This is a genomic window from Mesorhizobium sp. M0816 (assembly GCF_040320005.1).
Taxonomy (GTDB): Bacteria; Pseudomonadota; Alphaproteobacteria; order Rhizobiales; family Rhizobiaceae; genus Mesorhizobium.
On record NZ_JAMYOT010000070.1, the window covers coordinates 1 to 11193 of the forward strand.

Genomic DNA, 11193 nt, shown 5'->3' on the forward strand with positions numbered 1-11193 from the left:
GACGCCCAGAAGGATCGAGGTCACCGGAACGATCTTGTCGCGAAACGAGTCCATCTAGCAGGCCTCGCAGGATGGGTGCCCTCCTCTCCCCAACGGGGAGAGGGTGGCCGGAGCGAAGCGGAGGCCGGGTGAGGGGGTAGAAATCTTTCCGTCGAGGCAAGCCAAGATCGTATCAAGGACCGCTCGGCGTTCGGCCAAGACTTCATGGTTCCAGAACCGAAGAACGGAATACCCGTGACCATTCAGCCAAGCAGTTCTCGCGGCATCGGTTGGAGATTCCGCGTGCTGGCTGCCGTCGATTTCCACGATCAGCGCGCTCTCACGACAGACGAAATCTGCAAAGAACGGCCCAAGCGGCACTTGCCTCACAAATTTGTAGCCGTTGAGATGGCGCCCTCTTAGTTCCCCCCAAAGCCTGTATTCAGCCTCGGTCTCGTCAAACCGCAGCTTTCGAGCGCGAGCGGTCGCCCCGATCTTTCTTTTGGTCGGATCCGCCAAGGCCCCCTCACCCGACCTCCGCTTCGCTCCGGCCACCCTCTCCCCGTTGGGGAGAGGAGGGAGCTCATCTTCCGCCGCCTCAATCATCATAGCTGTGCCCTGCCCTCAGCCCGTCCCGCACGCGTGCCGCGATGGCCAGGAACTCCGGCGTCTCGCGGATATCGAGCGGCCGCTTTTTCGGCAGCGTCGATTCTATGACGTCGCTGACACGCCCCGGGCGCGGCGACATGACGACGATGCGCGTCGACAGATAGACCGCCTCAGGGATCGAATGGGTGACGAAGCAGATAGTCTTGTTGGTCCGCTCCCAAAGCTCCAGCAACTGTTCGTTGAGGTGATCGCGCACGATCTCGTCCAGCGCGCCGAACGGCTCGTCCATCAACAAAAGGTCGGCATCGAAGGCGAGCGCCCGCGCGATCGAGGCGCGCTGCTGCATGCCGCCCGAAAGCTGCCAGGGGTATTTCTTCTCGAAGCCGCTGAGGTTGACAAGGTCGAGAGTGCGCTTGATGCGCGCCGCCTGCTCCGCCCTGGACAGGCCCATGATCTCCAGCGGCAGTGCCACATTGCGCTTGATCGTGCGCCACGGATAAAGTGCGGCCGCCTGGAAGACATAGCCATAGGCGCGGCTCTGGCGCGCCTGCTCGGGCGTCATGCCGTTGACGGAGATGGCTCCCGATGTCGGCTTCTCCAGATCGGCGATGACGCGCAGCAAGGTCGTCTTGCCGCAGCCGGAGGGCCCGATGAAGGACACGAATTCCCCCTTGCCGATGGTCAGGTCGACATTCGACAGCGCCTGCACCGGACCATCATTGGTCTGGAAGGTCAGGCCAAGCTTGCTTGCCGAAACAACGGCTGGCGATACTCCCGTCATCGGCCGTAGCCTGTCGCTTCCGGCCACTGCGGCGCCGGCCGGAATCCCATTGATTTTACCCTGATGTTGCTTTCCACTCGCCCAGTCCTACTCGCCCCAGTTCTACTCGCCCCAGTTTTACTCGCCCCAGTTCTACGCGCCCTTGTCCCATCAGATAGACGCCCGGAGTTGCCCCGATGTCGCCCAAACCGACTTGCCATCTTATCCGCCCTGAAAGCTCTTATGAAGGCAAGCAGGGCCTGAGTTATTTCGCCGGTATCGCCGCCGAAACAGTCGGCTCGTCCGGCATCTGCATGCATCTGCTGACCATGCCGCCGGGTGCCCGCGCCAAGGCGCATATGCACGAAAACCATGAAACCGCGATCTATGTGCTCTCCGGCGAAGTCCATACCTGGTATGGCGACCGGCTCGAACAGCATATCGTGGTCAAGGCCGGCGATCTTTTCTATATTCCCCCCGGCGTGCCGCATCTGCCGGCCAATCTGAGCGACGGCCCCGCCTCGGCGGTCATTGCCCGAACCGATCCCAACGAACAGGAAAGCGTCGTCCTGCTGCCGGAACTGGACGGGTTGGTCGCCTGACGCCGGCATCGAGGCAGCGGTCGTCATCGGCACCGTCACGAACATGATTTCAGCGGCCCTATCTCCTCAAGGCCGGAAATGGTCACGAAGAAACCGTCCCCTCCTCTGTTGATGACCTTGACGACATCCGTGGTCGTGCCCTCCTCGCCCTCGGCGAAACAGGTGGAGCTCAACAACAAGGTGCCAGGCGCTGTCGTCAGTCGCTGTGCGAACTGGCAGCCGCTGCCATAGGTTTCGACGCCGTCGGCGGTCAGCACGACATAATCGTCGCTGTCCTGATAACCGAGCCGTACACCAGCGCAACCGACCTCATTGCCAAAGGAGCCGGCAAGGACGTCAGCCGCCGCCGGCCCGGCGGCAAGGATCACCGCGGCCATTGAGATAATCGCTCCGTGGCTCGCCAAGCTCAAACGCCCGTCGCCGGGATGCCCGTCCGTTCCACCTTGCGCGGCGCGGAAATTTCCTTCCACGTCGACAGCGCCCGGTTGACCGCCGCGTTCGGCTCGCGAGCGACGAACTCGCCATGGCCGGGCTTCGCCTTGACCTCGTTTTCCTCGATCGACAGTTCGCCGCGCGAGAAGACGAAGCGCGGCAGGCCGGTTACCTCAAAACCTTCGAAGACATTGTAGTCGATCACCGACTGCTGCTTCTTGGCCGTGATCTTCTTCTTGCGCTTCGGGTCCCAGACGATGATGTCGGCGTCCGCGCCTTCGACGATGGCGCCCTTCTTCGGGTACATGTTAAGGATCTTGGCGATGTTGGTCGAGGTCACCGCGACGAACTCGTTCATCGTCAGCCGGCCGGTCTTAACGCCGGTCGTCCACAGCACCGGCAAACGATCCTCGAGCCCGCCCGTGCCGTTCGGGATCTTGGTGAAGTCGCCGACGCCGTTGCGCTTTTGTTTGGTGGTGAAGGCACAATGGTCGGTCGCCACCACTTGCAGCGACCCGGCCTGCAGGCCGGCCCACAGCGAATCCTGGTGCAGTTTGTTGCGGAAGGGCGGGCTCATCACCCGGCGCGCCGCGTGGTCCCAGTCCTTGTTGAAATATTCGCTCTCGTCCAGCGTCAGGTGCTGGATCAGCGGCTCGCCGAATACCCGCATGCCTTTCTGGCGCGCCCGGCGGATGGCTTCGTGCGCCTGCTCGCAGGAGACATGCACGACATAGAGCGGCACGCCGGCCATGTCGGCGATCATGATGGCGCGGTTGGTCGCCTCGCCTTCCACTTCCGGCGGGCGCGAATAGGCGTGTCCCTCCGGACCACTATTTCCCGCCGCAAGCAGCTTCTGCGACAGCGCCGCCACCACGTCGCCATTCTCGGCATGGACCAGCGGCAGCGCGCCAAGATCGGCACAGCGCTGGAACGACGAATAGAGCTCGTCGTCATCGACCATCAGCGCGCCCTTGTAGGCCATGAAATGCTTGAACGAGGTAATGCCCCTGTCGACGACGGTGGCCATCTCGTCGAACACCTGCTTGCCCCACCAGGTGATCGCCATGTGGAAGGAATAGTCGCAGGACGCTTTCGAGGTCTTGTTGTCCCACATCTGCAGGGCCTCGAGCAGCGACTGCTGCGGCGCCGGCAGACAGAAATCGACGACCATCGTCGTGCCGCCGGCAAGGGCCGCGCGGGTACCGGATTCAAAGTCGTCGGCCGAATAGGTGCCCATGAACGGCATTTCGAGATGGGTATGCGGGTCGATGCCGCCCGGCATCACATAGCAGCCGCTGGCGTCGAACTCATGGTCGCCATGCAAATCCGAGCCGATGCCGATGATCTTGCCGTGCTTGAACAGCACGTCGGCCTTCCACGTGCGGTCGGCGGTGACGATGGTGCCATTCTTGATGACTTTGGACATTTTCATGTTCCCTTTGTTCTCTTCGCGCTTCTTGTGAGCGGCGTTGCGAGGCTATCCCATCATTCGACAATCACCGCCGTGTCGACGACCGCATGGAACAGCACGTCGGCGCCGGCCGTTGCCCATTCCTTGGTGATTTCCTCGGCCTCGTTGTGGCTGAGACCGTCGACGCAGGGGCACATCACCATTGCGGTGGGTGCGACGCGGTTGATCCAGCAGGCGTCATGGCCGGCGCCGGAGACGATGTTGCGATGCGTATATCCCAGGCGCTCCGCCGCATCCCGCACAGCCTTGACGCAGCCCGCGTCGAAAGTGACCGGGTCGAAATGGCCGACCTGCTCGATTTGATATTTGATGTCGAGCGCGTCGCAGATCGTGTCGATGCCTTCGCGGATGCGCCCGTCCATGGCGTCCAGCACCTCCTTTTCCGGCGAGCGGATGTCGATGGTGAAGACGGTGCGCCCGGCGATGATGTTGCGCGAGTTCGGATAGACCTCCATATGGCCGACCGCGCCGACGGCGTCGGGCTGATAGTCCATGGCGATCTCGTGCACCAGTTCGATCACCCGCGCCATGCCGAGCCCGGCATTGCGCCGCTTCGGCATCGGCGTCGAGCCGGTGTGCGCCTCCTTGCCGGTCAGCGTCACCTGCAGCCATTTCAACCCTTGCCCGTGGGTGACGACACCGATATCGATGCCCTCGTCCTCAAGGATCGGGCCCTGCTCGATGTGCAATTCGAAGAAAGCGTGGATCTTGCGCTCGCCGACTTTCTCGGTGCCCTTCCAGCCGATCCGTTCGAGCTCCTCGCCGAATTTCTTGCCGTCCTTGTCGACATGCGAATAAACGTCGGCCTGGTCGAGCACGCCGGCGAATACCCCGGACGCCATCATCGCCGGCGCAAAGCGGGCGCCTTCCTCGTTGGTCCAGTTGGTGACGACGATCGGGTGCTTGGTCTTGATGCCGAGATCGTTGAGCGAGCGCACGACCTCCAGGCCGCCGAGCACGCCGAGCACGCCGTCATACTTGCCGCCGGTCGGCTGGGTGTCGAGATGGCTGCCGACATAGACCGGCGGCAGGCTGGGGTCGGTGCCTTCGCGACGGGCAAACATCGTACCCATCTCGTCGACGCCCATTTCGAGCCCCGCCTCATCGCACCAGCGCTTGAACAGATGCCGCCCTTCGCCGTCCTCGTCGGTAACGGTCTGGCGATTATTGCCGCCGGCAATGCCGGGGCCGATCTTCGCCATCTCCATTATCGAATCCCACAAACGGTCTGAATTGATTCGCAGATTCTCGCCGGGGGCGGCCATATTCTAAAACCTCATTGGTTGTGGCACGTCAGCGTCCCCCTCCCCCTCGAGGGGAGGGTGGCCGCGAAGCGGCCGGGTGGGGTCGGCTGACATGCGCGCGACCTTCTCCTTGACCACCTGTGCGACATGCCAGGCGCTGTTTATGACATCGGGCTCATCGACGCGAAAGATATCGAACCCGAGCGATCGCAGATAGGCATCACGGACGGCGTCGTGCCGTTTGCCCTTCTCCTGTTCGTGCAGATCACCATCGACTTCAACGACCAGCTTTACCGCAAGGCAAGCAAAGTCGACGATATAAGGCCCGATCGGACACTGGCGGCGGAATTTCATCCCGGCCGATTTCAATTCGCGCAGTTCATACCAAAGCAGCGATTCGCCTTTGGTCGCATGAACTCGAAGCGCGCGCGCCTTCTGGCGCATTTCGAAGCTCACGCGGGTCCGGGGCATCACAGGCACCTATGCGGCCGAAGGTCAGGCTGGCGCGCTGCCGCGCCGACCCCACCCGGCCGCTTCGCGGCCACCCTCCCCTCGAGGGGGAGGGAAAGCTGCGGCACATTCGTCAATCCACGGCCCTCAGCACTTCGCGCACATGGTCGATCAATTCGTTGATCTGACCCTTGGTGATGATCAGCGGCGGCGATAGCGCGATGATGTCGCCGGTGGTGCGGATCAATGCACCACGCTCGAACGCCTTCACAAAAGCCGAGAAGGCCCGCTTCGTCGGCTGGCCGGCGATCGGCGCCAGCTCGATCGCGCCGATCAGGCCGATGTTTCTGATATCGATGACGTTCGGCTCGCCTTTCAGCGAGTGCAGCGCGTCCTCCCAGTACGGCGCCAGTTCCTCGCCGCGCGTCAGCAGCCCCTCTTCCTTGTAGGTGTCGAGCGTGCCCAACGCCGCCGCGCAGGCGATCGGATTGCCCGAATAGGTGTAGCCGTGGAAGAACTCGATCATGTGCTCGGGCCCGGTCATGAACGCGTCGTGGATTTCCTTCTTCACGAACACCGCGCCCATCGGGATGACGCCGTTGGAGACGCCTTTGGCGGTGGTCATGATATCCGGCGTGACACCGAAATAGTCGGCGGCAAACGGCGTGCCGAGACGGCCGAAACCGGTGATGACTTCGTCGAAGATCAGCAAGATGCCGTGCTTGGTGCAGATCTCGCGCAGCCTCTCGAGATAGCCCTTCGGCGGCAGGATGACGCCGGTGGAACCGGCCACCGGCTCGACGATGACGGCGGCAATGGTCGAGGCGTCGTGCAGTGCGACGATACGCTCCAGCTCGTTGGCCAGTTCCGCGCCATGCTCCGGCACGCCCTTGGTGAAAGAGTTCTTTTCCGGCAGATGCGTGTGTGGCATGTGATCGACGCCGCCGAGCAGCGTGCCGAACATCTTGCGGTTGGTGACGATGCCGCCGACCGAGATGCCGCCGAAATTGACGCCGTGATAGCCGCGCTCGCGGCCGATCAGACGGGTGCGCGAGCCCTCGCCTTTTACGCGGTGATAAGCGATTGCCATCTTCAGCGCCGTCTCGACCGATTCCGAGCCGGAATTGGTGAAGAACACATGGTCCATGCCCTTCGGCGCGATGTCGACCAGCCGGTTCGCCAACTCGAACACGATCGGATGGCCCATCTGGAACGCCGGCGCATAGTCGAGCTCGGCCGCCTGGCTCTGGATCGCCTCGGTGATCTTCGGGCGGCAGTGGCCGGCATTGACGCACCACAGGCCGGCGGTGCCGTCGAGCACCTTGCGCCCGTCGCTGGTCGTGTAGTGCATGTCCTTGGCCGACACCATCATGCGCGGCGCCTGCTTGAACTGCCGGTTTGCCGTGAACGGCATCCAGAATGCGCTGAGATCGTTCGGCGTGACTTTCAGCCGGTTGGACATGACCAAGACTTCCCCTTGTAACCTGTTTCGGTGCGGCTAACGCTTGGTCTTTCCAACGCTTGGTCTTCGCGACGTTTTCGTGCTACGCAAATTTTTGACCGGTTGGACAAACGTTAGCACCGCCTTATCAGCGGTCAAGGGATTACTAGCGGAAATGCGGCTTTCGAAGTGCGCTCCACAGGGCGAGGAAAAACTGGTCCAGAGAATTGGTCCAGACACTCCTCACGGCGAAGGTTTTGCGGGGTGACGGGGGCGGTCGAAAGCTCCGCTCCTCGCCGCACCCGCATTCAGCTGGAAAAGCGCGAGCTCATCCTGGAGGCGGCGCTCGAAGTCTTCTCGACCAACGGTTTTCGCGGCTCGACCATCGACCAGATCGCTGAAGCCGCCGGCATGTCGAAGCCGAACCTGCTCTATTATTTCCGCCGCAAGGAGGACATCCACAAGACGCTGATGCAGCGGCTTCTCGACACCTGGCTGGCGCCGCTGCGCGAGCTCGACGACATCGGCGATCCGCTGACCGAATTGCGCAGCTACATCAGGCGCAAGCTGGAAATGGCACGCGATTTCCCGCGCGAGAGCCGCCTGTTCGCCAACGAGATCCTGCAGGGCGCGCCGCGCATCATGCCGATGCTGGAGGGCGAGTTGAAGACGCTGGTCGACGAGAAAGCCAATGTCATCAAGGGCTGGATGCGCGCCGGCAAGATTGCCCGCACCGACCCCTGGCACCTGATCTTCTCGATCTGGGCGACGACGCAGCATTATGCCGATTTCGACGTGCAGGTCCGCGCCGTGCTCGGCCCCGATCGCGGCGGCGACGGCCGCTTCGAGGACGCCGCAAGATTTCTCGAGCAACTGTTCATCGACGGGCTGAAGCCGAAGGGCTGAGGCAGCTCGGCTGTCGCAAACCTCCCCCATTGCTTCGTCATCCTGGGGCGCAGCAAGGAGCGGAGCGACGCAGCGCAGACCCCAGGATCCATGCCGTGACCTCAGAGCGTTGCTGCGGTGCAGTATTCTGCTCCGCTGCATTCTTCGGCAGATGTCACGGCATGGATCCCAGGGTCTCCGCGACGCCGCTTCGCGGCTGCTACGCCCCAGGATGACGAAGCTGGGTTCAGGCGCTGCGCCGCTCGGCCGGAAGCGTCTCCAGCAGTTGTTCGAGCTTGGCGATCGAGTTCTGCTCGGCGAGCGGCGTGTAGACGATCAGCTTCATGTCCGAGCCGTCGTCGATCGACAGGCTCATATGCTCGAACGCCATGGCGCCTGCCGTCGGATGCCTGACATGCTTCACACCCGACAGGTTGCGGGCCACATCGCGCAGCGGCCACCATGCCCGAAACTCCGGGCTTGAACGTGTCATCAGCGCGATCAGCCGCTCGAAATCCGGGTCGCCGACATATTTGGCGCTTTCCGCCCGGAATGACGCCAGCACGGCACGCGCCAGTTCCTCCCAGTCGACGAGCAGGCGCCGATGCTGCGGGCTGGTGAAAACCATATGGACGATGTTGCGGGCATCGCCCTCCAGCAGGCCATAGTCGCCGAACACGGCTGCCGCGGCAGAGTTCCAGGCCAGCACATCCCAGCGCCGCCCAAGGACATAGGCCGGCTGCAGGACCAGGCTCTGCAGCATGTGCAGCAACGGGCTATCGACCTTTTCCGGCGCGTCGACGCGACGCTCCGGCTGCGGGCGGCCGGCAAGGATGAACAGATGCCGTTGCTCGGCCGTGTCCAGGCGCAGCGCTCGGCTGAGCGCCGTAAGCACTTCCACCGAGGGCCGAACGTCACGGCCCTGCTCCAGCCAGGTGTACCAGGTCGTGCCGACGCCGGCGATCATCGCCACCTCCTCGCGCCGCAGCCCGGGTGTGCGCCGGCGCAGGCCGGTCGAGATGCCCGTGGCCGATGGCGTCAGCCTTTCGCGCCGCGAACGCAGAAAGGCGCCAAGCTCGCGGCGACGGCTGCCTTCGGCGGAGTGTGTGGTGGAATCCATCGGCGCTATTATAGCAGTACCGATACCAGGATAAAGTTTGAACTGTTTGGCATGCGTCTGGTGCCCCATCTTTCTGCTCAGAGCGATGACATGGAGGCTCTGAACATGGAACTGAAAGACAAGACGATCCTGATTACCGGCTCGACCGACGGCGTCGGCAGAGTCGTGGCGCAAAGGCTCGGCGCCGGCGGCGCCCGCATCCTGGTGCATGGCCGCGACGCGACAAGGGGCAAGGCGATCGTGGCCGAGATCGAAGCCGCCGGCGGCAAGGCCGAGCTGCTTGTCGCCGACCTCTCCTCCCTGGCCGAGGTCCGCCGCCTCGCCGAAGCCGTGCGCGCCAGGACTGACCGGCTCGATATCCTCATCAACAATGCCGGCGTCGGCACAGCCGGCCCCAACGCGAAACGGCAGGTCAGCGCCGACGGCTACGAGCTGCGCTTTGCCGTCAATTATCTCGCCGGCTTCCTGCTCACCACGGAGCTGCTGCCGCTGCTCAAGTCCAGCGCGCCGGCGCGCATCGTCAATGTCGCCTCGGCCGGGCAACGGGCGATCGACTTCAGGGATGTCATGCTGACCCGCTCCTACGACGGCGTTCGTGCCTACTGCCAGAGCAAGCTGGCGCAGATCATGTTCACCATCGATCTGGCGGAGCAGCTGAACGGCACCGGCGTCACAGTCAACAGCCTGCATCCGGCAAGCTACATGAACACCACGATGGTGCGGCAGGCGGGCGTCACACCCTGGAGTTCGGTCGAAACCGGCGCCGAAGCCATCATCAATCTCGCCACATCGCCCACGCTGGAAGGGCGAAGCGGCCTCTATTTCGACGGCCAAAGGGAATCCCGCGCCGATGCGCAAGCCTATGACGCGAAGGCGAGGCAGCAGTTGCGTGAATTGAGCCTCGGTCTTGTCGGGCTCGCACCCGCTTCCGCTACATCGAAGAAAGAAAATTCATGATCGAGAAAACGCAGCACGCCGTGATCGTCGGCGGCTCCTCCGGCATCGGCCTCGCCACCGCGAAAAAGCTGCTCGGCCCGGGCATGAAGGTGACGATCACCGGGCGCAGCAGGGAAAGGCTCGACAATGCATGGCAAAGCCTTGGCGGCGCCGTCGAAAAAGCTGCCTTCGATGCCGCGAAGCCGGACGAGGTTCGCCGGTTCTTCAGCGATCTCGGCCCTTTCGATCACCTGGTGCTGGCCGCCAGCGGCGGCAAGGGGCTCGGTCCGTTCGAAACACTTGACCTGACCGATATCGGCGGCGGCGTCGACGAGAAGGTCCGGCCACAGCTCTCCTGCCTGCAGGCCGCCTTGCCGACGCTGAACAAGAGCGGCTCGGTGACTTTCATCTCGGCGGTGTCGGCGCAATTGTCGGCGCCGGGTATCGCCGGCATCGCCGCCGTCAACGGCATGCTGCTGACCGTGGTGCCGATCCTGGCGATGGAGCTGAAGCCGTTACGCGTCAATGTCGTGGCACCGGGCGTCATCGACACGCCGTGGTGGGATTTCCTGCCCGATGAACAGCGCCATGCGGTGTTTGCCGAGTATGCCGGCAAGACGCCGGTCGGCCGCATCGGCCGCGCCGAGGACGTCGCTGAGGCGATTGCGTTCCTGGTTTCGAACAGCTTCGTCACCGGCCAGGTGCTGACCTGCGACGGCGGCTTGCGGTATGCGGCCTAAGGCGGCTGCCTCCACGAGGCGTGTCAAAGCGACTGCGCGATCAGCGCCAGAAATCCTCCGGTCAGCGCGACGTTGCCGACAAAGCCGTTGATGCGGGACGCGCGCTCGGGCCCCTGATGATCCCAGAAATTGTGGAACATCGGCGTAGCAAAAACCAGGAACAGGATCAGGCATGCCGCCGCCGGAGCGGTCCAGATGCCCGCGATCACCAACGCTCCGGCGATGATCTGCAGGACGATCCCCAGCCACAGCACCGGCCGCGCCTGCGGCACGCCGCGCGTCGTCATCAATTGGCTCACCAACGCCGTATTCTGGATGTTGCGCAGGCCGGCAAAGACAAAGGCGCCGCCAAGCAGCAGGCCGGCGGCGAATAGAATCTCACTATCAAAGTTTGAAAACATGCTGTCGGTCCTTGGAAAAGAGGCGGGGGGGGGGCCCCCCCGCCGCCCGCGCCGGAAACGACCCAGCACCCCGCGCAGCGAGGGTTTTATTATGAAGAAGACACACACACAGTGCAGAGGTTT

General features: G+C 63.3%; 13 protein-coding genes. 4 read left to right on the top strand and 9 right to left on the bottom strand.

The window, feature by feature from the left end; all coding sequences use genetic code 11:
* Positions 1-54: 54 nt before the first annotated feature.
* Both NKI17_RS36325 and NKI17_RS36330 read right to left on the bottom strand, forming a co-directional pair.
* On the bottom strand, positions 55-588 hold the full coding sequence (locus tag NKI17_RS36325) for an endonuclease domain-containing protein (RefSeq protein WP_352724781.1): 534 nt from the start codon (positions 586-588) through the stop codon (positions 55-57).
* A complete protein-coding gene (locus tag NKI17_RS36330; protein WP_352589388.1) occupies positions 578-1369 on the bottom strand; it encodes an ABC transporter ATP-binding protein in 792 nt (263 codons plus the stop codon). The genes NKI17_RS36325 and NKI17_RS36330 overlap by 11 nt, the downstream gene beginning before the upstream one ends.
* A 176-nt stretch (positions 1370-1545) precedes the next feature.
* On the opposite strand from NKI17_RS36330, the gene NKI17_RS36335 reads away from it, so the two are divergent.
* The gene (locus tag NKI17_RS36335) at positions 1546-1950 is read left to right on the top strand and encodes a cupin domain-containing protein (protein ID WP_023675871.1); all 405 of its coding nucleotides are present in this window, start codon (positions 1546-1548) and stop codon (positions 1948-1950) included.
* 35 nt (positions 1951-1985) lie between these two features.
* Here the strand turns inward: NKI17_RS36335 and NKI17_RS36340 are convergent, their stop codons facing one another.
* The 5 genes from NKI17_RS36340 to aptA form a co-directional block, all read right to left on the bottom strand.
* A complete protein-coding gene (locus NKI17_RS36340) occupies positions 1986-2327 on the bottom strand; it encodes a hypothetical protein (RefSeq protein ID WP_352907892.1) in 342 nt (113 codons plus the stop codon).
* Between the two features lie 29 nt (positions 2328-2356).
* Entirely contained in the window at positions 2357-3808 is a 1452-nt protein-coding gene (gene hydA / locus NKI17_RS36345; protein WP_352621211.1) for a dihydropyrimidinase, read from the bottom strand.
* 59 nt (positions 3809-3867) lie between these two features.
* Positions 3868-5118, bottom strand: a complete 1251-nt coding sequence (locus NKI17_RS36350) for a Zn-dependent hydrolase (protein ID WP_352700627.1) — start codon at positions 5116-5118, stop codon at positions 3868-3870.
* 3 nt (positions 5119-5121) lie between these two features.
* Positions 5122-5541: an endonuclease domain-containing protein gene (locus NKI17_RS36355; protein WP_352907893.1), complete on the bottom strand. Its 420-nt coding sequence runs from the start codon at positions 5539-5541 to the stop codon at positions 5122-5124.
* A 139-nt stretch (positions 5542-5680) separates the two neighbouring features.
* Positions 5681-7009, bottom strand: a complete 1329-nt coding sequence (gene aptA / locus NKI17_RS36360; RefSeq protein WP_352453401.1) for an omega-aminotransferase AptA — start codon at positions 7007-7009, stop codon at positions 5681-5683.
* 243 nt (positions 7010-7252) lie between these two features.
* On the opposite strand from aptA, the gene NKI17_RS36365 reads away from it, so the two are divergent.
* Positions 7253-7894: a TetR family transcriptional regulator C-terminal domain-containing protein gene (locus NKI17_RS36365; RefSeq protein ID WP_352491100.1), complete on the top strand. Its 642-nt coding sequence runs from the start codon at positions 7253-7255 to the stop codon at positions 7892-7894.
* Positions 7895-8120: 226 nt separating this feature from the next.
* Here the strand turns inward: NKI17_RS36365 and NKI17_RS36370 are convergent, their stop codons facing one another.
* Positions 8121-8993: a helix-turn-helix transcriptional regulator gene (locus NKI17_RS36370; protein WP_352907895.1), complete on the bottom strand. Its 873-nt coding sequence runs from the start codon at positions 8991-8993 to the stop codon at positions 8121-8123.
* Between the two features lie 105 nt (positions 8994-9098).
* Between NKI17_RS36370 and NKI17_RS36375 the strand changes: the two genes are divergently transcribed.
* Both NKI17_RS36375 and NKI17_RS36380 read left to right on the top strand, forming a co-directional pair.
* Complete coding sequence (locus tag NKI17_RS36375) at positions 9099-9950, top strand: SDR family NAD(P)-dependent oxidoreductase (protein WP_352907896.1); 852 nt, start codon at positions 9099-9101, stop codon at positions 9948-9950.
* A complete protein-coding gene (locus NKI17_RS36380) occupies positions 9947-10669 on the top strand; it encodes an SDR family oxidoreductase (protein WP_352700624.1) in 723 nt (240 codons plus the stop codon). The genes NKI17_RS36375 and NKI17_RS36380 overlap by 4 nt, the downstream gene beginning before the upstream one ends.
* A 23-nt stretch (positions 10670-10692) precedes the next feature.
* Here the strand turns inward: NKI17_RS36380 and NKI17_RS36385 are convergent, their stop codons facing one another.
* On the bottom strand, positions 10693-11070 hold the full coding sequence (locus NKI17_RS36385) for a DoxX family protein (RefSeq protein ID WP_352907897.1): 378 nt from the start codon (positions 11068-11070) through the stop codon (positions 10693-10695).
* Positions 11071-11193 lie beyond the last annotated feature (123 nt).

Coding starts and splice junctions, on each gene's coding strand:
- NKI17_RS36375 (WP_352907896.1), top strand. CDS start 9,099: ATGGAACTGAAAGACAAGACGATCCTGATTACCGGCTCGACCGACGGC.
- NKI17_RS36340 (WP_352907892.1), bottom strand. CDS start 2,327: ATGGCCGCGGTGATCCTTGCCGCCGGGCCGGCGGCGGCTGACGTCCTT.
- NKI17_RS36325 (WP_352724781.1), bottom strand. CDS start 588: ATGATGATTGAGGCGGCGGAAGATGAGCTCCCTCCTCTCCCCAACGGG.
- NKI17_RS36330 (WP_352589388.1), bottom strand. CDS start 1,369: ATGACGGGAGTATCGCCAGCCGTTGTTTCGGCAAGCAAGCTTGGCCTG.
- NKI17_RS36380 (WP_352700624.1), top strand. CDS start 9,947: ATGATCGAGAAAACGCAGCACGCCGTGATCGTCGGCGGCTCCTCCGGC.
- NKI17_RS36370 (WP_352907895.1), bottom strand. CDS start 8,993: ATGGATTCCACCACACACTCCGCCGAAGGCAGCCGTCGCCGCGAGCTT.
- NKI17_RS36350 (WP_352700627.1), bottom strand. CDS start 5,118: ATGGCCGCCCCCGGCGAGAATCTGCGAATCAATTCAGACCGTTTGTGG.
- aptA (WP_352453401.1), bottom strand. CDS start 7,009: ATGTCCAACCGGCTGAAAGTCACGCCGAACGATCTCAGCGCATTCTGG.
- NKI17_RS36355 (WP_352907893.1), bottom strand. CDS start 5,541: ATGCGCCAGAAGGCGCGCGCGCTTCGAGTTCATGCGACCAAAGGCGAA.
- NKI17_RS36335 (WP_023675871.1), top strand. CDS start 1,546: ATGTCGCCCAAACCGACTTGCCATCTTATCCGCCCTGAAAGCTCTTAT.
- hydA (WP_352621211.1), bottom strand. CDS start 3,808: ATGTCCAAAGTCATCAAGAATGGCACCATCGTCACCGCCGACCGCACG.
- NKI17_RS36385 (WP_352907897.1), bottom strand. CDS start 11,070: ATGTTTTCAAACTTTGATAGTGAGATTCTATTCGCCGCCGGCCTGCTG.